Here is a 22110-nt window from a genome sequence, read left to right as displayed (position 1 = left end):
GCAACCCTCCCCGGACCCGGAGTTCAGCCCTCCGCGTCCCGCGCGAAGCCCCCCTCACCGCCAAGAGCACCACCACCGGGCCCGGCACCGGACCAGGCACCAGACCCACTCCCGGACCCGACCCCGGACCCCGCACCCGGCCCGGCACCGGCCCCGGCACGAGGCCCGGCGCCACCCTCGACGCCCGGCCAGGCACCGGCGCCGCGCGGAGCGATGACGGAGGCGAGGGCCACGGCGCGGGCGCCGAGCGCGGGCGGGTCGACCCCGGCGTGCCGCAGCACCTCGCCGGCCCGGCTGTCGGGGTCGGCGGCGAGCCCGGCCAGCAGGTCGAGCCCGTGGGGCTGCTCCTCCCCGCGCGCGGCGGCGCGCCGCAGGGCCTCCTCCAGCGCGGCCGCGGCGGCCGGCGACCAGCGGGAGGGGCGGCGGCGCACCCCCTCCCCGGCCCGTACGGCGGGCAGTGGACGCGGGGCCTCGGCGCCCTCGGCGGACCGCTGCCAGCGGAGCCCGTATCCGATCGACCGCTGAACGAGGTAGCCGAGGACGCGCGTGACCCGCTCCTCGCCGTCGAAGGCGGCGCGGGTCTCCGGGTCGGACTCGACGAGGGCGTGCAGGAGGTGGGCGGTGTCGACCTGACGGTCGCCGTCCCGCAGGGCCCGGCGGCGGGCGGCGGCGACCACGGTGGCGAGGAGCGGCTCGGGCCCGGCGTGAACCGGGGGCGCGGTGGGGCGCGACGGGACGGGAGGGTGCACCCTCCCACCTCACCAGCCGCGCCCGCGCGGGTCATCACACGGGAGAACCATGTCCGCGTCCCACCGGAGTCGTGCACGCCCGCGCGAGTCCTCCTCCTGGGGGAGGAGATCCGGTCGATCTCCCCTGCGGGGCGCGCGCCGCCTTGCCTCACGCCCTCATCGCAACCACGAACCGCTCCCGAGCGTCCTTCTTGTGTGTTCTGGATGGTCGGTCTGCCCGCGCGCGACGGCCGGCAGTACGTGTACCGGGTGTACGCCCCCCGGGACGCGCTGCCGGGCGATCTGTTCTGGGCCGCGTTCCACAGCCACGAGGAGGACGGCGGCCCGCGCGTCTCGGACCGCTTCGACGCGGCCGAGATCTGGTGGATCGGCGGTACGGGTCCGGCCGCCGCAGAACTGACGGTTCATCAGTATTGAATGTTCACGCCCCTCCGGCTACGTTCCGCGACACCAGAACCCAGCGGGCACGCGTGAAGGGGTGGTCGTCATGGCCGAAGTCACCGCGGAGGCACGGATCGAGGCACCGGCCGGGAAGGTGTGGGAACGCCTCACCGACTTCGGCTCGTACGGCGAGTGGAACGCCACCCACACCAGCTTCCCGAACGGCGGCCCGGAGACCCTGGCGGCCGGGTCCACCTTCACCGAGAACATGAAGCTCATGGGCTTTCCCGCCGAGGTGCTGTGGACCGTCGAGGAGCTGGAGGACGGCCGGGTCCTCGCCATCCGGGGCAAGGGCCCCATGGGCGTGATCGTCGGCACCCGCTACTCGCTCGCGGACGAGGGCGGCGCGACGACCGTCCGCATCGACGGCGAGTTCACCGGCGCGGCGGTCTCGCTGATGGCCGGGAAACTGAAGGACTCGGCGACGACGGCGCTCAACGAGTCGCTGCGCAAGCTCTCCGGCCTGGTCGCCTGAGCACCGGGACGCACGGACACGGGGAAGGCCCCCCGCGCGACATGTGTCGCGCGGGGGGCCTTCCCCGTGCGGACCCCGCCTCAGTGCTCGTCGGCGAGAATCAGGTACAGCTTCTTCCGGGCCTCGTTGATGACCTCGACGGCCTTCTGCCGCTGCTCGGCGCTGCCGGTCTTCCAGACCTGGCCGAACGCCTCCATCAGGCCGAAACCGGCCTGCCGGATCTCGTTGAGGGCATCCCAGTCGACACCGCGGCCGGCCTCCTCCCAGGGGGCGTCCGGCGCGGCCTCGGCCTCCTCGCGCCCGGTGTCGGTGAGCGAGAAGAGCTTCTTGCCGCCCTCGCTCGCGCTGATGATCAGCCCCTCGTCCTCCAGCATCTGGAGGGTCGGGTAGACCGAGCCGGGGCTGGGCTTCCAGGCCCCGCCGCTGCGCTCGCCGATCTCCTGGATCATCTCGTAACCGTGCATCGGACGGTCCTTGAGCAGCGCCAGGATCGAGGCGCGCACGTCACCGCGCCGCGCCCGCCCCCGACCGCCGCCCCGGCCGCGCCCGAAGGGCCCGCCGCCGAAGCCGGGGCCGCCGAAACCGGGGCCGAAGGGCCCGAAGGCGGCACGCCGTCCCTCGAAGTCGCCCCGCGGCCCGGGCCCGCAGTTCCCGCGCCCGGCACCGTGGCCGAACTCGTGTCCGTGGTCGTGTCCATGTGAACGCATCGCAACGCTCCTTCCGTGAGAGTCATCGTTGAACTGTCGCGATGCCTCAACGATATATCGGAACTGTTCGGTGAGCAACCGATCGAACAACCGACCCGTCAACCCACCGCACGGCGCCCCCATCACCCCGCCCAGGCCGGCCGCCCCGGATTGGCCTTGGCCCGCCCCTCCGGCCCCCCGGTACCGTCCGCTTCATGCGCATCCGAATCGTCGACGCCTTCACCGACCGGCCCTTCTCCGGCAACCCCGCCGGAGTCGTCCTCCTCGACCCCTCCACCTCCCTCGACCCCTCCACCTCCCCCGGCTCCTCCGCCTCCCCCGGCTCCCCCGGCTCCTTCCCGGACGACTCCTGGCTCCAGAAGGTGGCCGCCGAGGTCAACCTCTCCGAGACCGCTTTCGCGCACCCGCTGCCCGCGGGCGGCGAGGCCGACTGGGCGCTGCGCTGGTTCACCCCGACCACCGAGGTCGACATGTGCGGTCACGCCACCCTCGCCACCGCCCACGTCCTGCACACCACCGGCGCGGCGGCCGGCCCGGTCCGCTTCGCGACCCGCTCGGGCGTCCTCGGCGCCGTCACCGAGGCGGACGGCGGCATCACCCTGGACTTCCCGACCTCCTCGCTCACCCCCGCGCCGGTCCCCGAGGGCCTGGCGGAGGCGCTGGGAGCCGAGATCGTCGCCGTCCACGACACGGCCGCGCACGTCGGCGACCTCGTGGTCGAACTGCGCGACGAGGCCGCCGTCCGCGGCCTCGCCCCCGACCACGCGGCGCTCAGGGCCCACTCGTCGCGCGGCGTGATCGCGACCGCGCTCGCCGCCGCCCCCCTGAGCGGCTACGACTTCGTCTCGCGCGGCTTCTTCCCCTCCGTCGGCATCGACGAGGACCCCGTGACCGGCAGCGCCCACACCGCGCTCGCGCCGTACTGGTCGGCCCGCCTCGGCCGCGACGAGCTCACCGGCTTCCAGGGCGGTGCCCGTACGGGCCTGGTCCGCACCCGCCTGCGCGGCGACCGCACCCTGCTCACCGGCCGCGCCGTGACGGTCGTCGACGGCGAGCTGTACGCCTGACGCGGCCCGGACGCGCCGGAGGGGCGTACGGCTCCGGTGCCGTACGCCCCTCCGGTCGTCCCGTGCTCACACGGTGGGCAGCCAGTCCACCTTCCCCGCCAGCAGTCCGTAGCCGACGAAGGCCACGATGTCGAGCAGCGCGTGGGCGACCACCAGCGGCCCCACCCGCCCCCAGCGGCGGTAGAGCAGCACGAAGACGACGCCCATCACCATGTTGCCGACGAAGCCGCCGATGCCCTGGTAGAGGTGGTACGAGCCGCGCAGCACCGAGCTCGCGACCAGCGCGCCCTTCGGCGACCACCCCAGCTGGTCCAGCCGGCGCAGCAGATAGCCGACGACGATGACCTCCTCCAGGACGGAGTTCTGGATCGCCGAGAGGATCAGGACGGGGTACTTCCACCACACGTCGGGCAGCGACTCGGGGACCACCGTGAGGTTGAAGCCGGAGGCGCGCGCCGCCAGGTAGAAGGCGAGGCCGGCGCTGCCGATGCCGGCGGCCACCAGGGTCCCGCGCCCGAGGTCGGGCCACGGCCGGGTCCGGTCGAAGCCGATGGCCCGCATCCCGGATCCCTCCCGCGTCAGCAGGTGGGCGACGAGCACGACCGGCACGAGGGCCGTGGCGATGCCGAAGAGCTGCCAGGTGAGGTCGAGCCAGGGGCGCCCGGGCGCGTACGAGCCGTTGAGGGTGGCCGCCTGTTCCTTGAGCGCGCCGGGTCTGGTCAGCGAGCCGATGAAGCTGACGAGCGAGGAGACCGCGCTCGCGCCGAGCGAGAGCGCGAGCACGATGAGGGTCTCGGAGCGCAGCATCCGCCGCGACAGACCGCCCGGCGGCGGGCCGGCGTCCACGACCCGTTGTTCCGACACCACACCCGTCTCCCGTTCCCGTTCCGGTTCCCGTCACGACCGCCACGGGGACCGGCCTCGGCCCCCCTCACGACGATCATGCGTGACGGCACCCCCGGAACGCCATCCAGGCACCGGAACGCCTCCCCGGCCCCGGAGAGAACACCCCCTGCCCCCGGAAACGCCTCCCCGTCCCAGGAGCACCTCCCCGGCCCCAAAGAAAAGCTCCCCGCCACCGGAACGCCCCGACGACCGGAGCCCCCCGGCGACCGGAACGGCCTCCAAGTCGCCCGGCCGGCTCAGGCCCCCGCGACCCCCACCTCCCAGGTGTGCACCGGCTCCCCCTCCAGCATCAGCCGGCGGTACCGCCGGGTGGTCGCCGCCAGCGCCGCCTCCCGGTCGAGGCCGGAGTCCAGGGCTCGGTGGAAGGTGTCGGCCTGCCAGGACGCGCCGTTGACCCGGCGGCGGCAGCGCTGCTCGATGACGCCCAGGTAGAAGTCGCGGTCCGCCGGGTCGATGTGCCACGCGTCGAGCCCCGCCGCGGCCAGCGGCAGCAGCTCGTCGAGGACGAGGCGCACGGCCGGCAGGGTCGCCGTCCCGCCCGCGCGTCCCGCCCGGGGCCAGCGCAGCTCCGCCTCGATGCCGTGCCGGCAGGCGGCGTCGAAGTTGGCCTCCGCGTCCTCGAAGGCCATCCGCTTCCACAGCGGGCGCGGGTCGTCGGCGAGCGAGCGGACGAGTCCGTAGTAGAAGGCGGCGTTGGCGAGGACGTCGGTGACGGTGGGCCCGGCGGGCAGGACGCGGTTCTCCACCCGGAGGTGCGGGACGCCGTCGACCCAGCCGTAGACCGGCCGGTTCCAGCGGTACACCGTGCCGTTGTGCAGGACGAGTTCCTTGAGCTGCGGCACCCCGCCCTCGTCGAGCACGCGCAGCGGGTCCTCGTCGTCGCACAGCGGCAGCAGCGAGGGGAAGTAGCGCACGTTCTCCTCGAAGAGGTCGTACACCGAGTCCACCCACCGCTCACCGAACCAGGTGCGCGGCCGCACGCCCTGGGACTGGAGTTCGGGCGGGCGGGTGTCGGTGGCCTGCGTGAAGAGCGGCGGGCGGGACTCGCGCCACACCTCGTGGCCGAAGACGAAGGGCGAGTTGGCGCCGAGGGCTATCTGCACGCCGGCGGCGGCCTGGGCGGCGTTCCAGACGGACGGGAAGCGGGCCGGCGTGACCTGGAGGTGCAGCTGTACGGAGGTGCAGGCGGCCTCCGCGATGATCGACTCCGAGGTGTGCCGGAGCCTTTCGACGCCCTGGATGTCGAGCGTGATCCGTTCTCCGCGGGCGACGAGGATCTGGTCGTTGAGCAGGGCGTAGCGGTCCGCGGAGGAAAGGTTCTCGAAGACGAGATCGCGCGGCGAGAGGGTCGGCAGGATGCCGATCATGAGGAGGCCGGCGTCGAGTTCGGCGGCCTGCCGGTCGGCATATCCCAGTCCGGTCCTCAGCTCTTCCGCGAGCCGGTCGAAAACGTGGCCGTCGAGCCGCCTCGGGGCGATGTTCACTTCCAGGTTGAACATTCCGAGTTCGGTCTGGAAATCGGTGCTGGAGATCTTTTCGAGGACGGCGTCGTTCAGCATCCGCGGGAGCCCGTCGGAGCCCGCGAGATTGAGTTCGATCTCGACGCCCATGAGGTTCCGCGGGCGGTCGAACCGCTGCTCCGCGAGGAGCCGGGCGAGCCCTGCCAGACACTGCTGGAGCTTGCGCCGGTACCGCTGCCGGTCGGCCGGGCCGAACCCGTCCGTCACGACCTTCTCCCCCATCGAGGCGTCCCTCCCGCGTGGGCGGCCACCGGGCAGGCCGCGCGTACGGACGATGATGCCCACGCCGCTGATCGACAACGCCTGCGTTTCCGGCCGCTCCGCGGATAGTCTGGTACGAACCTGTCGCCGCGCGCGCGGGACCACACTTCCGGAACGGCCTTCGACATATACCAATGTCATATTGCCTCCCCGGTGGAGGCGGCGCGGCTTTCGGAATTCGGACGTCCGGCTTGCCGGGGAATGTGAGGACGGAGATCCTGTCCTCGCTCCGATTCCGCCCCGCGGCCCACCGCATACGGCCTGATGACGCCTTGTCAGGAATATCGGCGGGGTCTAGCGGAAACAATCTCTGAACACGTGTCGTATAAACTCCGCGGACGAGGCAGAGCGCCGGCGACCGGCCACGACCCGTGGCCCCCCGCTCCGCCCCCGCCGCCGACAGCGCCGTCGCACCCGGCCCGCAGCCGCGCATGCCGTACCAGGACCCGTACCAAGGCCCTTACCAGGACCCGCACCCGTACCCGTATCCCGTGTCTCCTGAGCGAGAGGCGACCCACACGATGCTCCGACCCTCCCCGGCCCCCGCGCCGGCCCTCCGCAGTGTCCTCGCGGCACTCGGCTCGCCCACGGCCGTCCGAGAGGCCCGCACCCCGGCCCTGCGGGCCGCTTCCGGACCGCTGTGTCCCGAACTCCCGCTGCCCGTCCACGTGCTGAGGATCTCCGGGGCCCCCGGACACGAGCCGGGCACCCGGCTCGTCGGCTGGCGGTTCCTGATCCGGAGCGGGGACCGGGCGGTCGCCGCCGCGGACACCATGCTCACGCCGGACGGCTGGTCCTTCTCGCACTTCTTCGAGGGACCGTACGTCGCCGCCACGGAGCGCGCGCTGGTCCAGGCCGAGGCGCTGCCGGGCACGTACCAGCCACGGCTGCTCTCGGTGCCGGAGCTGTACATGCTGACGCTGTGGCTGCACGCGGAGCAGGACCCGGACGGGACGGAGCCGGGCGCGGAGTCCGCCGACGTGCTGGTGCCGCTCGCCCCCGCACCGCCCGGCATCGCCGCCAACCGCCCCTACCGGGTGGCCGATCTGCTGCCGGTGCTCAGCACGCGGCTCGCGCCGCCGCCCCTGCTCGGATCCGCGGCGACCGCCTGACCCGGTCCGCGCGCCGCGCCCCGTGACCCGCCCGGGTCACGGGGCGCACTGCTGTCCGCAACCGGCGTCCGAACACCGCCGCCGAACACCCCTCCCGGACGGACTAGCCCGCTCGGGCCACCCCGAACCACCCGAAAGGGCGGGGGTGTTGAGCTGAACCGCCCCTGCGGGTGATGCGTCTTCCCGGGAGAGGACGAGCTGACGCGAAATCCCTGCGGAAGGCCGTCCGTGCGGCAAGACTGGGACCGGAACCGAACCGACCTACGGGGGCGGCCATGAGCGCGAGCAGCCGCAGGACATCCACCACGACGCAGCGAAAGAACCCACCCATGTGCCAGCACCAGCCTGCCTGTCCCACCGCCGACTCCGCCGACCGTGAGGCCGCCACCCCTGTGGCGTGCCACCCCGAGCAGGGGTGGAGCCTGCTGTGCAACGGTGTCCTGCTCTTCGAGGACACCGGCGAACTGCTGCCGGACGGGCAGATCATCGCTCCGCACCGGCCGCTCACCGCGGGCCGGGTGACGACGGCCGCCTGAGGCACCGCGCGGGCAGCGCCGAGGGCCGGCCCGGAGGAGACTCCGGACCGGCCCTCTGTCATGCCCGCGGTCAGTGGTCGTACTCGTCCAGCGGCGGGCAGGAGCAGACCAGGTTCCGGTCGCCGAAGGCGCCGTCGATGCGGCGGACCGGCGGCCAGTACTTGTCGGCGGCCGAGACCCCGGCGGGGAAGACCGCCACGTCGCGGTCGTAGGCGTGCGCCCACTCGCCGCCGAGCGCGGCCGCGGTGTGCGGGGCGTTGCGCAGCGGGTTGTCCTCGGCGGGCCACTCGCCGGAGCCGACCTTCTCGATCTCGGCGCGGATCGCGATCATCGTGTCGCAGAAGCGGTCCAGCTCGGCCAGGTCCTCGGACTCGGTCGGCTCGATCATCAGCGTGCCTGCGACCGGGAAGGACATGGTCGGGGCGTGGAAGCCGTAGTCGATCAGGCGCTTGGCGATGTCGTCGACGGTGACGCCGGTCGCCTTGGTCAGCGGCCGCAGGTCGACGATGCACTCGTGGGCGACGAGCCCGGCCGGACCGGTGTAGAGCACCGGGTAGTGCGGCTCCAGGCGCTTGGCGATGTAGTTCGCCGCGAGGACGGCGACCTGGGTGGCGCGCTTGAGGCCCTCGCCGCCCATCAGGCGGACGTACGTCCAGGAGATCGGCAGGATGCCGGCGGAGCCCCACGGGGCGGCCGAGATCGGGCCGACGCCGGTCTCCGGGCCCGCGGTGGGCTGGAGCGGATGGTTCGGCAGGTACGGGGCGAGGTGCGCGCGGACGCCGACCGGGCCGACGCCGGGGCCGCCGCCGCCGTGCGGGATGCAGAAGGTCTTGTGCAGGTTGAGGTGCGAGACGTCGCCGCCGAAGTGGCCCGGCTTGGCGAGGCCGACCAGGGCGTTGAGGTTGGCGCCGTCGACGTACACCTGGCCGCCGGCCTCGTGCACGGCCGCGCAGATGTCGGCGACGTGCTCCTCGAAGACGCCGTGCGTCGACGGGTAGGTGATCATCAGCACGGAGAGCTCGTCACGGTGCTGCTCGATCTTGGCGCGCAGGTCCTCGACGTCGACCTCGCCGTCCTCGGCGGTCTTCACGACGACGACCTTCATGCCGGCCATCACCGCGGAGGCGGCGTTGGTGCCGTGCGCGGAGGACGGGATGAGGCAGACGGTGCGCTGCTCGTCGCCGTTGGCGCGGTGGTAGGCGCGGACCGCGAGGAGACCGGCCAGCTCGCCCTGCGAACCGGCGTTCGGCTGGATCGAGACCTTGTCGTAGCCGGTGACCTCGGCCAGGCGCTCCTCCAGCTCGGTGATGAGCGTGACGTAGCCCTGGGCCTGGTCGATCGGCGCGAAGGGGTGGATCTGGCCGAACTCGGGCCAGGTCACCGGCTCCATCTCGGTGGTCGCGTTCAGCTTCATGGTGCAGGAGCCGAGCGGGATCATGCCGCGGTCGAGCGCGTAGTCGCGGTCGGAGAGGCGGCGCAGGTAGCGCAGCATCGCGGTCTCGGAGCGGTGCGCGTGGAAGACCGGGTGGGTCAGGTACGCGTCGGAGCGCAGCAGGCCGGCCGGGATGCCGTCCTCGGTGGCGGCGTCCAGCGCCTCGACGTCGCCGGTCACGCCGAAGGCGGCCCAGACGGCGGCGAGCTGCTCGCGGCCGGTGGTCTCGTCGCAGGAGACCGAGACCCGGTCGGCGTCCACGCGGTACAGGTTGACGCCGGCCTCGCGGGCGGCGGCGACGACGGCGTCGGCACGGCCCGGCACGCGGGCGGTGAGCGTGTCGAAGAAGGCGCCCTGGGTGAGCTCGACGCCCCCGGCGGTCAGACCGGCGGCGAGGATCGCGGCGTACCGGTGGGTGCGCTGCGCGATCTGCTTCAGGCCGTCCGGGCCGTGGTAGACGGCGTACATGCCGGCCATGACGGCGAGGAGCACCTGGGCGGTGCAGATGTTGCTGGTGGCCTTCTCGCGGCGGATGTGCTGCTCGCGGGTCTGCAGGGCGAGGCGGTACGCCTTGTTGCCGTCGGCGTCGACGGAGACGCCGACGAGGCGGCCGGGCAGGGAGCGGGCGTGCTTGTCCTGGACGGCCATGTAGCCGGCGTGCGGGCCGCCGAAGCCCATCGGGACGCCGAAGCGCTGGGTGGTGCCGACGGCGATGTCGGCGCCGAGCGAGCCGGGCGAGACGAGCAGGGTGAGCGCGAGCAGGTCGGCGGCGACGGTCACGATCGCGCCGAGCTCGTGGGCGGCGTCGATCAGCGGCTTGATGTCGCGGACGCCGCCGGAGGCACCGGGGTACTGGAGGAGCACGCCGAAGACGCCGCGCTCGGCGATCTCGGCCGGGATGCCCTCGGAGAGGTCGGCGACGACCACCTCGACGCCGGTCGGCTCGGCGCGGGTCTCGATGACGGCGATGGTCTGCGGCAGGGCGTCGGCGTCGACGAGGAAGACGCCGTTCTTCACCTTGCCGACGCGGCGCGAGAGCGACATGGCCTCGGCGGCGGCGGTGCCCTCGTCGAGGAGGGAGGCGCCGGAGGTCGGCAGGCCGGTGAGGTCGGCGACCATCGTCTGGAAGTTGAGCAGCGCCTCCAGGCGGCCCTGCGAGATCTCCGGCTGGTAGGGCGTGTACGCCGTGTACCAGGCCGGGTTCTCCATGACGTTGCGGAGGATGACCGGCGGCGTGAAGGTGCCGTAGTAGCCGAGGCCGATCATCGGGGCGAGGACCTCGTTGCGACCGGCGAGGGCGCGCAGCTCGGCGAGGACCTCGGCCTCGGTGCGGGCACCGGGCAGGTCCAGCGCCTCGGCGTTCTTGATGACGTCCGGCACCGCGGCGGCCGTCAGCTCGTCGAGGGAGCCGTATCCGACCTGCGCGAGCATCTTGGCCCGCGCCTCGGCGTCGGGTCCGATGTGCCGCTGCTCGAAAGGGATGCCCTGTTCGAGCTCGGAGAGCGGGGTGCGGTTGGCGGTCATGATGCGGGGGCCTCCTGGTCGTCACGACCTGCGAGGGGCACCACGGCGCGGGTGCCCGGACGGCCTCCCCCTCTGTCATCTCAACCTGAGAGCTTCACCGGCACGCCCGTGGGCACGCCGGCTTTCACCGTCGGTGAGGGCGGGTGCCGTCGGACTCCCGCCCTGCTTTCCAGAGTGACCTCGCCCGCGCGGTACCGGGTGCCTGAGAGATTCCGGGGAGGATTTGCTCCTTCGGCGCCACCGGAAACCCTCTCCGATGGACTCTCCCGCACGGTGTCGACAGCCACAGCCAGCCTACCAGCGCGGTTGTCGCCCTCATCGCTCAAGTGGCCGACATCCCAGTTGTGCACTTTCGTAGGGGTGTAGAGCAGTTGCGACCAGTTGGAGGGACCGTGCAGACCGACATCGATCCGCGCAGCCTGATCGGCCGCAAGGCGTTCGACCGGAACGGACACAAGATCGGAACCGTGGACGAGGTGTACCTGGACGACGCGACCGGCGTCCCCGAGTGGGCGGCCGTCCGCACCGGCCTGTTCAGCAGGGACGCCTTCGTCCCGCTGGAGCCCAGCGAACTGGCCGACGACGGCCTCCACATCCCCTTCGAACGCTCCCTCATCAAGGACGCGCCGGACTTCGGCGTGGGCCGCCACCTCTCCCCCGAGCAGGAGCTCCAGCTCTACCGCCACTACGAGCTGACGCTGCCGCCCCCGCCGGCGCAGATCCCCGACTTCGGGCGGCTGGCCGGCCAGGACGACGCGGCCTAGGAGAACGCGACGCGGGAAAGAACGCGGCACGGGACGCCCCGCCCCGGAGAAACCCGCGCAGAGCCCTCCCGACGCCCCCGGAAGGGCTCACCCACCCGCCCGGACACCCCCGGGGGGTCACGCGCCCGTGCGGACGGCCGGGGCGGCCCCCTCCGCCCCCGTCACCCCGCCGGGCACCAGCGGCAGCGGATCCGCGGGCTCCAGCTCCGGATCGTCCACCGCGAAGGTCCGCACCCGCCCCGGAGCCGTACTCCCCGGCTCCTCGAAGCGGACGGTGACCCGGCCGAGCCCGCTGCCCTGCACCCACCCCGCCCCGAGGACCGCGTGCCGCACGTCGTGCCCCGGGGCCCACCGCCGCGTCGCGGGTCCGGTGGCCGTCGGCGGCGCGTCGGCCGGGTACCCGGAGACCTCCTCCGGCCCGCTCTCCCCCACGTCCGCGGCCACGGCGGCACCCGGCGCCCCGGCACCCTCACCCGCACCCGCACCCGCACCCGCACCCGCCCCGGCGTCCCCCACCGCCGCCCCGCCCCCGGTCCCCGCCCCGGCCTGCGCGAACAGGTCCTCCTGCGTGTAATCGGCCAGCCCGCTCACCCCCACGCCCAGCAGCCGCACCCCGCCCGTCGTGTCCACCAGCTCCAGCAGCCGCTCCGCGGCCTCCCGCACCACCAGCGGATCGTCCGTCGGCCCCCGCAGCGTCTCCGACCGGGTCAGCGTCGAGAAGTCGTACCGCCGCACCTTCAGCACGATCGTCCGCCCCGAGTGCCCCGACCCCCGCAGCCGCGCCACACACCGCTCGGCGAGCCGCTCCACCTCCAGCCGGATCCGCAGCCGGTCGTGCAGGTCGATGTCGAAGGTGTCCTCCACGGAGACCGACTTCGCGTCCCGCTCGGCCACCACGGGCCGGTCGTCGTGCCCGAGCGCCATCCGGTACAGCGAGGCCCCGTGCGACCGCCCCAGGATCCGTACGAGCTCGTCCTCGCCCGCCTCCACGACGTCGGCGACCGTCGTGATCCCCGCCCGCCGCAGATGGTCACCGGTGGCCGGCCCCACCCCCGGGACGATCCGCACCGACCGGGGCGCCAGCAGCTCCCGCTCGGTCCCCGGCTCGAAGAGCACCAGACCGTCCGGCTTCGCCTCCTCCGACGCGATCTTCGCGAGCATCTTGGACCCCGCGAGGCCCACCGAACCGGTCAGCCCGGTCGTCGCCAGGATGTCCGCCCGCAGCCGCTCCCCCACCGCACGCGCGCTCGCGCTGTCGTCCGCCAGCCCCCCGGCCTCCAGGTCCACGAACGCCTCGTCGAGGCTGAGCGGCTCCACCAGCGGCGACAGCCGCCCCAGCAGCTCCATCACCTGCCCGCTGATCGCCCGGTAGAACGCGAAGCGCGGCACCAGATACGCGGCGTGGGGCGCGAGCCGCCGCGCCTGCCCCATCGGCATCGCCGAATGCACCCCGAAGCGCCGCGCCTCGTACGACGCCGTGGCCACCACACCGCGCGGACCGAGGCCGCCCACCACCACGGGCTTGCGGCGCAGGCTCGGCTTCGACGCCTGCTCGGCGGCGGCGAAGAAGGCGTCCATGTCCAGATGCAGGATCGTGGGGGCGGCTCTCACGTCTCCGATGCTGCCTCACGCCACTGACAATCGCCGGTACGGGCCCGCCCGCACCGGCCTCCCGGAAAGAGCTCAGACGGCCCGGTCGCGCCGGCGCCGCGCCAGTTCGTCCTGCGGGTTGTGCCCCACCAGCGTCTCCCCGGTGTCCACGCGCTCCCCGTGCAGCTGCGACAGGGCCGCCTCGACGTCGCGCCAGACGACGCCCACCGCGATCCCGAAGACCCCCTGCCCGCCCTGGAGCAGCGAGACGACCTCGTCCGGCGAGGAGCACTCGTAGACCGTCGCCCCGTCGCTCATCAGCGTCATCCGCTCCAGATCGCGGAAACCGCGGGCCCGCAGGTGCTGCACCGCCGCCCGGATGTTCTGGAGGGCCACGCCCGTGTCCAGGAAACGCTTCACGATCTTCAGGACGACGACGTCGCGGAAGCTGTACAGCCGCTGCGTCCCGGAGCCGTACGCGGGCCGCACGCTCGGCTCGACGAGCCCGGTGCGCGCCCAGTAGTCCAGTTGGCGGTAGGTGATGCCGGCGGCCGCGCAGGCCGTGGGACCGCGATACCCGATCGCCTCGTCCGCCACCCCGGCGCTCCGCTCCGTACCGAAGTCGCCCACACTGCCGTGAAGCGGATACGGCGCGCTCTCCCCGGACACGCGTCCGAGCGAGCTCCCTGCCGTACCGTCCGCGCTGCTCATCACGCCGACCCTCCGTCCTTGACCTGCCCACTCGAAGGTAGGCAGTCGCTAGGGGTGCGTCAACGATCGCCACACTCGGCACGCCGAGTGATAATCACCCAGAGAGTGGTTTCACGTATCCCACTCCGGGGAAAGGCTACTCGAATGCGCCGACAGCGGTCCTCGGCCGCCCCCCACGCGCCCCGCCCGAGCGGCGCACGGGAGCCGTCCCGTCACTGACTCCCGAAGTCCTCCGGCGAGATCTGGTCGAGGAACTCGCGGAACTTCTCCACCTCGTCCTCCTGCTCGTCGGGAATCGCGATCCCGGCGTCGTCGAGGACGCCGTCGCTGCCGAAGATCGGCGAACCGGTCCGCAGCGCCAGGGCTATCGCGTCGGACGGCCGCGCACTCACCTCCACGCCGCTGGCGAAGACCAGCTCGGCGTAGAAGACCCCGTCCCGCAGGTCGGTGATGCGCACCTGGGTCAGCTCCTGCCCCACCGCCTCCAGCACGTCCTTGAACAGGTCGTGCGTCAGCGGCCTGGGCGGCGCCATGCCCTGCTGGGCGAAGGCGATCGCGGTCGCCTCGCCGGGTCCGATCCAGATGGGAAGGTACCGGTCGCCTCCCACTTCGCGCAGGAGCACGATCGGCTGGTTGGAGGGCATTTCCACCCGGACACCCACAACGTCGAGCTCGTTCACACAGCAACCCTAGGACGTGCCCGACCTGTTTGGATAGTCGGGCCCCCGCTCAGCGCCGCCGGAACCCCGCTCCGGAGCCGTCCGCGCCGGTCACGGGAGCCGTACGCCCAGCGCCGTCTGCACCAGCGCCGCGTGCAGCCGCACCGACAGCTGCGCCAGATCGGCGGCCGTCTCCTCGGCATGGGCCCTGGTCTGCGGATTGCGGTGCCGCCGCAGCGGCGCGACGACCTGCTCGATCAGCCCGGCCTCCCGGTCCGCCGAGGCCTTCACGGCCCGCAGGTGCCGGGGTTCGAGCCCGAACCGCCCGAGATCGGCCACGATCCGCGCCACGTTGACGGTCTCCGCGTCGTAGCCGCCGCCCTCGCTCTCGCCGATCAGGCCGTACGACTCCCACTCCACCAGCTCCGCCTCGGTGACCCCGGCCGCGGCGACCAGCTCGGCACGGCCCAGCCGCGCGGCGGTCGGCCGCTCGTCACCCTCGTCGTCCGCGGAGCCGTCGAGCAGCCCGTCCAGCAGATCGCGCCGCCGGCCGGGCGCCGGAAGCTTCACCTGCTCGCCACGGGCGAGGGCGTCGAGGTGCTCCCGGATGACCTTCAGCGGAAGATAGTGGTCCCGCTGCATCCGCAGGACGGCGGCGAGCCGCTCCACGTCCTCCGGGCTGAACTTCCGGTACCCGGAGGCCGTACGCCGGGGCTCGACGAGCCCCTCGGCCTCCAGGAAGCGGATCTTGGAGATCGTCACTTCGGGAAACTCGTCCCGCAACTGGTTCAGCACGGTGCCGATACTCACCAGCCGGTCACCCGCGGTGGCGGTGCCGGATCCGGCACCGCCCGTCGGTGTTCGCACCATGGACCTTTCCTGAAGGATCTCCGCCAGGCGTGTCAGACGCCTCGCTGGCTCGCGTAGAAGACCAGCCGGTACTTGCCGATCTGCACCTCGTCGCCGTTGTTCAGCACGATGTCGGAATCGATCGGCTCACGGTTGAGGTAGGTGCCGTTGAGGCTGCCGACGTCGGCGACCGTGAAGCTGCCGTCCTGGCGCCGGCGGAACTCGACGTGCCTCCGGGAGACCGTGAAGTCGTCCAGGAAGATGTCGCTCTGCGGGTGCCGGCCGGCCGTCGTCAGCTCACCGTCCAGGAGGAAGCGACTTCCCGAGTTCGGACCGCGGCGCACCACCAGGAGCGCGGAGCCCGGCGGCAGCGCCTCGACGGCCGCGAGGGCCTCGGGCGACAGCGCCGGCATCGCGATCTGGCCGGTGGTCTCCGCATCGTACGCCTCCAGACCCGAGATCGAGATCGTCGACGTCGTCTCGGAGGGACGCTCGGCGGCGGCCCCGCCCCGCAGCGGCGTGCCGCAGTGGGAACAGAACCGGCTGTCCGGCGTATTGCGGTGACCGCACCTCGTGCACACCGGCATGGACGCGTCCTCCTGCCGCGGCTGCCCCGCGGAGGTCTGGGTCGCGTACGGATCGGGGGTAAACCCTCCACCCGTACCTGAGGTTGATGGTTCACCGAAACCTATGCGCGCGGCACCGGCGGGGTCAACAGACGACGCGCCCCGTCCGCCTGGAATGTCACCACCCTGGCCGCCGACCTCGTCACGGAAGAGCGGACGCTCGCCGCCCTGCTCCTCGCTCTGGGCATGGCGCGACGCGCGGTGCCTGGCGTTGCCGCCGTCCTCGCGTGCGCTCTTGCCGAACAACTTCGCAAACAACTTCACGGGCGATTCCCCTTGACCGAAACAGACCCGCCCGTGGGGCAGGACGAACCGAGATCCATCACACCTGCCGACCCGGACACCTTCACAACGTCCGTATCCTCCGGACAGTTTCCACCACGCACCACCGTTGTGGTGCGCCGACCCCCCGCAACGCTCCAGCCCATGTCGCGGGACCCCTCGCCCCCTCTCTCACTGGGAGGACGACCGAGCGTAGTCAGGCCGCTTCACGGGTCGCAAGGCGTCGACGACGATCTTCGCCGACCGCTCCACCGTGGCCGTGGCCTGCTCCTTCTCGAGGGTCTGGACGACTCCACCGGGGATGTTGAGCGCGGGCTCCAGATCCTCGGGCTTGCCGATGACCTTGAAGACGTACGGAGCGGTCACCTGCGTTCCATCGATCCGCATGTCATCACCGCCACCTGTGAAATAGCTGTTCGCGACCACCCGCACCCCGTCGACCTGGATCGCCTCGGCACCGGCCGCCCGCAGCTCCTGGATGGCGTCGAGGAGCATGTCGGACTCGACCGCGCCGACCGGGTCGGTCACCGTCAGCGTGATGCCCGGCCCCTCGGCGGCCACCGTGCCGGCCAGGATCCCGAGCTGCCGCTCCTTCTCCGCCGTCTGCCGACGGGCCTCCTCGGCCTGGTCCGAGCTGGACTCCAGCTCCGACCGTTGCTTCTCCAGCCGCGTCTTCTCGTCCTCCAGCCGCTGGGTCCGGTCGTCGAGCTCGTCGAGGATCCGTACGAGGTCCTCCTGCCGGGCCCCGCGCAGCGCGCTGCCCTCGCTCGTCGAGGAGACCTGGATGGCGAGGCCGAAGCCCAGGCAGGCCAGCAACAGCGCCACGATGAGCTGCGCCCGCGTCACCCGCGGCGGCCACAGGGCGTCCGCGAGGCGCCGCCGCCCGTCCGGCGCGGCCTTGGCCCCCGTGCCCGCCTCCGGGGACGGCACAGCGCCCTCGGGAACGCTCTCAGCGCCCTCCGCGGCACGGCCCTGCGGCTCCGTGCGACCGGCAGGCCCGGCCTCGGACGCCCCGACCGCCTCCGGCTTCCCGTCGGCCACCGGCTTCCCCGCCTGGTCCGGCCCCTCCGGCCGCTCGTCGCCCGGCTCGGGCTTCTCGTTCGGGTTCACACTCATCGGCCTCACGCCCTGAAGACATGGCGGCGGATCGCGGCCGCGTTGGAGAAGATCCGGATGCCGAGCACGACCACGACGCCGGTGGACAGCTGCGCGCCCACGCCGAGCTTGTCGCCGAGGAAGACGATCAGCGCGGCCACGACCACGTTCGACAGGAAGGAGACGACGAAGACCTTGTCGACGAAGATCCCGTCGAGCATGGCCCGCAGGCCGCCGAAGACCGCGTCGAGGGCGGCGACCACGGCGATCGGGAGATAGGGCTCGACGACCGCCGGGATCTCGGGCCGGACCAGCAGTCCCGCCACGACTCCGACGATCAGGCCCAGTACGGCGATCACGATGTTGCCTTCCCCTTGTCGGCCGTGGCCCGGCCGGACGGCGTCGCCGCCCCGGCCCCCCTCGGCTCAGCTGTACGTACGATCAGGCTCGGCGCGGCCGGCAGGCTCAGCTCGCCCTCGACCGAGATGCCGCTGCGGATCCCGAAGTTCTCCACCAGCGCGTGCAGGTACTGCCCGTCGGCGCTGTCCTGGAAGGCGGTGCTCAGCCGCTGCCCGTCCCCGATGGCCAGCACGGTGTACGGCGGCACGAGCGGCCGGTTGTCGACGAGCACGGCGTCGCCCGCGGCCCGGATCGCGGAGAGCGCCGTCAGCCGCTGGCCGTTGATCGACACGGCCTCCGCACCCGACTCCCACAGCCCGTTGACCACCCGCTGCATGTCGCGGTCGCGCACCCGACCGGTGTCGGAGAAACCCGCGCTCTCGCGCGGCCCGCCGCCCCCGCTGTCGGATTCCTTGGCGTCGTCGACCACGAGCTTCACACCGGGCCCGCGCACGGGGGTGGCACCGGACAGCAGCGCGACCAGTTCCGTCTGGTCGCCGCCGTGCTGTTCGAGCGCGGCCCGCTGCCGCTCGCCGACCTCGGTACGGATCCGCTCGACGTCCCGCTCCAGGTCGTCGGCGGTCGCGTTCTCGCCCTCGATCCGGTCGATCAGCTCCTGCCGCTCCTTGGCGACCACGGGGGCCGAGACCCGGGCCTCGGCCGCGCCCACCGTCACCACGGCGGCGGCCAGCACGAGGCCGGCCGCCAGACCCAGCTTGGCCCGCAGCGGCTTGGGCAGCGCGCCGCCCTCGGCCTCGCGCCGGGCGGTCGCCTCCGCGTACCCGTCGTCCAGCGCGTGGTCGATGACGTTGTTCAGCAGCGACATCGACGCGTCCGGGCGCGGGGGCGGAGAACCGGTGCTCCGAACGGGGGGCTGCTGCGACATGCCGCACATCGTCGCACGTCGCACGTCCTACCGCCGAATGGCCCCTCGGAAGGGCCGGGCGGCACCACGGCGCCGCCCGGCCCCCGCCCGCCGTCCCGTCAGCGACCCGCGCTCTCGACCACCTGCGCCCACTCGTCGAGCAGTGCCTGCGCCGAGGTGTCGTCGGGCCCCTCGGCCCACAGATGGGTGACGGCCTCGGCACGGTCCGGCAGCACCATCACCCACCGCCCGTCGGCCTCCACGACCCGCACGCCGTCGGTGGTGTCCACCGACCTGCTGCCGGCCGCCTCGACCACCCGCCGCATCACGAGCCCCTTCACCGCCCACGGCGTCGCGAGGTCCCGCTTGATCACGTGCGCCCGCGGGATCCGGGCGTCGATCTGGCTCAGCGTCAGCTGCGTCCGCGCCACCAGACCGATCAGCCGCACGAAGGCCGCGGCCCCGTCGAAGACGCTGCTGAACTCGGGCACGATGAACCCGCCGCGCCCGTCGCCACCGAAGATGGTCGACTCCTGCCGGCCGACCCGGGTGAGGTCGTCGGGCGAGGTGGTCGTCCACTCGACCTGCGTGCCGTGGTACGCGGCCACCTGCTCGGCGATGCGGGTCGTGGTGACCGGCAGCGCGACCCGCCCGGACCGGCGCTCGGCCGCCACCAGGTCGAGCATCACCAGCAGCGCCCGGTCGTCCTCGATGATCCGGCCCCGCTCGTCGACGAGCGACAGCCGCTCGCCCACCGGGTCGAACCGCACGCCGAACGCGGCCCGCGCCGACGCCACGATCTCCCCGAGCCGGACGAGCCCGGCCCTCCTGCGCTCGACGGACTCGGTCGGCCGCGACTCGTCGAGCCCCGGGTTGATGGTCAGCGAGTCCACCTGGAGCCGGCCCAACAGGCTGGGCAGCACGAGACCGGCGCTCCCGTTGGACGCGTCCACCACGACCTTGAGCCCGGCCTCCGCGATCCCGGTCGTGTCGACGTTCCGCAGCAGGGAGCCGGTGTACGAGTCGAAGACGCTCGCCGGGAAGGACAGGTCACCGATCTCGCCGGGGAAGGCCCTCCGGTACTCCTGCCGCGCGTACACCCGGTCCAGTTTCCGCTGCCGGGCCTGCGAGAGGTCGGCCCCTCTCTCGTCGAAGAACATGATGTCGACCGAGTCCGGCACCCCGGGAGAGGTACGCACCATGATGCCGCCGGCGCTCCCCCGCGCGGTCTGCTGCCGGGCCACCGGCAGCGGCACGTTCTCCAGGTCGCGCACGTCGATGGCGCTGGCCTGGAGCGCGGAGATCACGGCCCGCTTGAGCGCCCGCGCGCCACGGGAGTGGTCACGCGCGGTGGTGACGGTGGAGCCCTTCTTCAGCGTCGTCGCGTACGCTCCGGCGAGCCGCACGGCCAGCTCGGGCGTGATCTCGACGTTGAGGATCCCGGACACCCCGCGCGCTCCGAAGAGGTGGGCCTGTCCGCGGGACTCCCAGATCACCGAGGTGTTGACGAAGGCGCCGGCCTCGATGGTCTTGAAGGGGTAGACCCGGACGTTGCCCTGCACGATCGACTCCTCGCCGATCATGCACTCGTCTCCGATGACGGCCCCGTCCTCGATCCGGGCCGCCCGCATGACGTCGGTGTTCTTGCCGATCACACAGCCGCGGAGATTGCTGTGCTGACCGATGTAGACGTTGTCGTGGACGACCGCCTTGTGCAGGAAGGCCCCGGTCTTGACCACCACGTTGGAGCCGATGACGGTGTGCTCGCGGATCTCGGCGCCGGCCTCGACCTTGGCGTAGTCCCCGATGTAGAGCGGCCCGCGCAGCACCGCGTCGGGGTGCACCTCCGCTCCTTCGGCGACCCAGACGCCGGGCGAGATCTCGAACCCGTCGATGTCGACCTGGACCTTGCCGTCGAGCACGTCGGCCTGTGCCTTGACGTAGCTCTCGTGGGTGCCCACGTCCTCCCAGTAGCCCTCGGCGACATAGCCGTAGATCGGCTTGCCCTCCTTCATCAGCTTCGGGAAGACGTCACCGGACCAGTCGACCGGAACATCGGCTTCGACGTAGTCGAACACCTCGGGTTCCATCACGTAGATGCCGGTGTTCACGGTGTCGGAGAAGACCTGTCCCCAGGTCGGCTTCTCCAGGAACCGCTCGACCTGCCCTTCCTCGTCGACGATCGTGATGCCGAATTCCAGCGGATTCGGCACGCGCGTCAGACAGACCGTGACGAGCGCGCCCTTCTCCTTGTGGAATCGGATCAGGTCGGTGAGGTCGAAATCGGTGAGGGCATCCCCCGAGATCACGAGAAAAGCGTCGTCCTTCAACGCTTCCTCGGCGTTCTTCACACTGCCCGCTGTGCCAAGAGGCTTCTCCTCATTGGCGTACGTGAGCTCCATCCCGAGCTCCTCGCCGTCGCCGAAGTAGTTCCTGACGAGCGACGCGAGAAACTGAACGGTGACGACGGTCTCGTTGAGACCGTGCCTCTTGAGCAGTCGTAGGACGTGCTCCATAATCGGCCGGTTCACCACCGGCAGCAGAGGCTTGGGCATGCTCGAGGTCATGGGGCGAAGGCGGGTTCCTTCGCCACCGGCCATCACGACGGCCTTCATGTCGGAAGCGTCCTCCTTGAAGAGACGACGGTCCTGCCGACCGGCCCTGTCCGCTCACTCGCCCTCGGACATCCTCGTTCCTGCCGGCGACGCTGCACGGCGCGGGACGGAAGGGCTCAATCGGCCTCGGTATCCGCCTTCACGAGTCGACGGACCTGGACCACGTAGAGGATCCCTGCCCACCAATACAGAGTTGTACCCCATCCGGCGAAAGCCCATCCGAAAACTTCAGCGAGTGACGCCAGCCATCCGGTTCCGTCACTGAGAAGCAGCAAGGGGAAGGCGTACATCAGGTTGAAAGTGGCAGCTTTCCCGAGGAAGTTCACCTGCGGCGGCGGGTAGCCGTGCCGGCGCAGGATTCCCACCATGACCAGCAGCATGACTTCCCGTGCCAGAAGAACGGCGGTCAGCCACAGCGGCAGGATCTCGCGCCAGGTGAGTCCGACGAGCGTGGACAGGATGTACAGACGGTCTGCGGCCGGATCCAGCAGCCGGCCGAGGCTGCTGATCTGGTTCCACTTCCGTGCGAGCTTGCCGTCGAGGTAATCGCTGACGCCGCTGAGCATCAGGACGACCAGTGCCCAGACATCGCTGTTGGGCCCGCCGAACTCCGGCCGGAGGATGAGCCACAGGAACAGCGGCACGCCGAGGAGACGTGCCATGCTGAGAATGTTGGGGATGGTGAGGACCCGGTCCGTCTGGACCTCGGTCTCCTGGACCTCCACCCGGGGGCCTCCTGCTGGGAGCGGTACTGACGTTGACCCCTGACCTTACCTCCCGCCCCGACCCCCTCCGGGCACCGGGTCGGCCGGCTTCCTCCGAAAACCCCTGGAAACGCAGAAAAGCCCCGCACCAGATGGTGCGGGGCTTTCCCACAATGATTGTTCGGCGGCGTCCTACTCTCCCACAGGGTCCCCCCTGCAGT

General features: G+C 72.1%; 21 protein-coding genes and 1 riboswitch. Of the genes, 6 read left to right on the top strand and 15 right to left on the bottom strand.

The window, feature by feature from the left end:
• Nucleotides 1-23: 23 nt before the first annotated feature.
• Nucleotides 24-749, bottom strand: coding sequence for a Clp protease N-terminal domain-containing protein (locus ACF1ED_RS30630; RefSeq protein WP_391765939.1), 726 nt, complete (start codon nt 747-749; stop codon nt 24-26).
• A gap of 195 nt (nt 750-944) precedes the next feature.
• Between ACF1ED_RS30630 and ACF1ED_RS30625 the strand changes: the two genes are divergently transcribed.
• Together ACF1ED_RS30625 and ACF1ED_RS30620 are read left to right on the top strand one after the other, a co-directional pair.
• Entirely contained in the window at nt 945-1166 is a 222-nt protein-coding gene (locus ACF1ED_RS30625; protein ID WP_391765937.1) for a hypothetical protein, read from the top strand.
• A gap of 70 nt (nt 1167-1236) precedes the next feature.
• Nucleotides 1237-1665 carry an SRPBCC family protein gene (locus ACF1ED_RS30620; protein ID WP_391765935.1) on the top strand — a complete coding sequence of 143 codons (429 nt, stop codon included), beginning with the start codon at nt 1237-1239 and terminating at the stop codon, nt 1663-1665.
• An 80-nt stretch (nt 1666-1745) separates the two neighbouring features.
• On the opposite strand, the gene ACF1ED_RS30615 is transcribed toward ACF1ED_RS30620, so the two are convergent.
• A complete protein-coding gene (locus tag ACF1ED_RS30615) occupies nt 1746-2372 on the bottom strand; it encodes a PadR family transcriptional regulator (protein ID WP_391765933.1) in 627 nt (208 codons plus the stop codon).
• A 194-nt stretch (nt 2373-2566) separates the two neighbouring features.
• On the opposite strand from ACF1ED_RS30615, the gene ACF1ED_RS30610 reads away from it, so the two are divergent.
• Nucleotides 2567-3439 (top strand): PhzF family phenazine biosynthesis protein, encoded by an 873-nt coding sequence (locus ACF1ED_RS30610; protein WP_391765931.1) that lies wholly within the window; start codon nt 2567-2569, stop codon nt 3437-3439.
• Nucleotides 3440-3505: 66 nt separating this feature from the next.
• Here the strand turns inward: ACF1ED_RS30610 and ACF1ED_RS30605 are convergent, their stop codons facing one another.
• Together ACF1ED_RS30605 and ACF1ED_RS30600 are read right to left on the bottom strand one after the other, a co-directional pair.
• Entirely contained in the window at nt 3506-4246 is a 741-nt protein-coding gene (locus ACF1ED_RS30605; RefSeq protein WP_391766231.1) for a CPBP family intramembrane glutamic endopeptidase, read from the bottom strand.
• 335 nt (nt 4247-4581) lie between these two features.
• On the bottom strand, nt 4582-6087 hold the full coding sequence (locus tag ACF1ED_RS30600; RefSeq protein ID WP_391765929.1) for a glutamate--cysteine ligase: 1506 nt from the start codon (nt 6085-6087) through the stop codon (nt 4582-4584).
• Nucleotides 6088-6647: 560 nt separating this feature from the next.
• Between ACF1ED_RS30600 and ACF1ED_RS30595 the strand changes: the two genes are divergently transcribed.
• Both ACF1ED_RS30595 and ACF1ED_RS30590 read left to right on the top strand, forming a co-directional pair.
• Entirely contained in the window at nt 6648-7238 is a 591-nt protein-coding gene (locus tag ACF1ED_RS30595) for a hypothetical protein (RefSeq protein ID WP_391765927.1), read from the top strand.
• 329 nt (nt 7239-7567) lie between these two features.
• Entirely contained in the window at nt 7568-7774 is a 207-nt protein-coding gene (locus tag ACF1ED_RS30590; RefSeq protein WP_391765925.1) for a DUF5999 family protein, read from the top strand.
• 70 nt (nt 7775-7844) lie between these two features.
• Here the strand turns inward: ACF1ED_RS30590 and gcvP are convergent, their stop codons facing one another.
• On the bottom strand, nt 7845-10730 hold the full coding sequence (gcvP, locus tag ACF1ED_RS30585) for an aminomethyl-transferring glycine dehydrogenase (RefSeq protein ID WP_391765923.1): 2886 nt from the start codon (nt 10728-10730) through the stop codon (nt 7845-7847).
• Between the two features lie 179 nt (nt 10731-10909).
• Nucleotides 10910-11009, bottom strand: a riboswitch (glycine riboswitch).
• A gap of 113 nt (nt 11010-11122) precedes the next feature.
• On the opposite strand from gcvP, the gene ACF1ED_RS30580 reads away from it, so the two are divergent.
• Nucleotides 11123-11494, top strand: coding sequence for a PRC-barrel domain-containing protein (locus tag ACF1ED_RS30580; RefSeq protein ID WP_391765921.1), 372 nt, complete (start codon nt 11123-11125; stop codon nt 11492-11494).
• Between the two features lie 117 nt (nt 11495-11611).
• On the opposite strand, the gene ACF1ED_RS30575 is transcribed toward ACF1ED_RS30580, so the two are convergent.
• The 10 genes from ACF1ED_RS30575 to ACF1ED_RS30530 form a co-directional block, all read right to left on the bottom strand.
• On the bottom strand, nt 11612-13105 hold the full coding sequence (locus ACF1ED_RS30575) for a DNA polymerase IV (RefSeq protein WP_391765919.1): 1494 nt from the start codon (nt 13103-13105) through the stop codon (nt 11612-11614).
• A gap of 72 nt (nt 13106-13177) precedes the next feature.
• Nucleotides 13178-13795 carry a MerR family transcriptional regulator gene (locus ACF1ED_RS30570; protein WP_391765917.1) on the bottom strand — a complete coding sequence of 206 codons (618 nt, stop codon included), beginning with the start codon at nt 13793-13795 and terminating at the stop codon, nt 13178-13180.
• A 212-nt stretch (nt 13796-14007) separates the two neighbouring features.
• Complete coding sequence (locus ACF1ED_RS30565; protein ID WP_030492457.1) at nt 14008-14475, bottom strand: bifunctional nuclease family protein; 468 nt, start codon at nt 14473-14475, stop codon at nt 14008-14010.
• 90 nt (nt 14476-14565) lie between these two features.
• Nucleotides 14566-15324 (bottom strand): MerR family transcriptional regulator, encoded by a 759-nt coding sequence (locus ACF1ED_RS30560; RefSeq protein ID WP_391765915.1) that lies wholly within the window; start codon nt 15322-15324, stop codon nt 14566-14568.
• Nucleotides 15325-15356: 32 nt separating this feature from the next.
• Nucleotides 15357-16301: an FHA domain-containing protein gene (locus ACF1ED_RS30555; protein ID WP_391766229.1), complete on the bottom strand. Its 945-nt coding sequence runs from the start codon at nt 16299-16301 to the stop codon at nt 15357-15359.
• Between the two features lie 81 nt (nt 16302-16382).
• On the bottom strand, nt 16383-17327 hold the full coding sequence (locus ACF1ED_RS30550; protein ID WP_391765913.1) for a DUF881 domain-containing protein: 945 nt from the start codon (nt 17325-17327) through the stop codon (nt 16383-16385).
• Nucleotides 17328-17332: 5 nt separating this feature from the next.
• Nucleotides 17333-17665, bottom strand: coding sequence for a small basic family protein (locus ACF1ED_RS30545; protein ID WP_030492461.1), 333 nt, complete (start codon nt 17663-17665; stop codon nt 17333-17335).
• Complete coding sequence (locus ACF1ED_RS30540) at nt 17662-18591, bottom strand: DUF881 domain-containing protein (RefSeq protein ID WP_391765911.1); 930 nt, start codon at nt 18589-18591, stop codon at nt 17662-17664. The genes ACF1ED_RS30545 and ACF1ED_RS30540 overlap by 4 nt, the downstream gene beginning before the upstream one ends.
• Before the next feature lie 98 nt (nt 18592-18689).
• Complete coding sequence (locus ACF1ED_RS30535) at nt 18690-21185, bottom strand: sugar phosphate nucleotidyltransferase (protein ID WP_391765909.1); 2496 nt, start codon at nt 21183-21185, stop codon at nt 18690-18692.
• A gap of 116 nt (nt 21186-21301) precedes the next feature.
• Nucleotides 21302-21910, bottom strand: a complete 609-nt coding sequence (locus tag ACF1ED_RS30530) for a CDP-alcohol phosphatidyltransferase family protein (protein WP_391765907.1) — start codon at nt 21908-21910, stop codon at nt 21302-21304.
• Nucleotides 21911-22110 lie beyond the last annotated feature (200 nt).

The organism is Streptomyces sp. NPDC014656 (assembly GCF_043084305.1).
Classification (GTDB): Bacteria; Actinomycetota; Actinomycetes; order Streptomycetales; family Streptomycetaceae; genus Streptomyces.
This window is presented reverse-complemented; position numbering and strand designations above follow the sequence as displayed.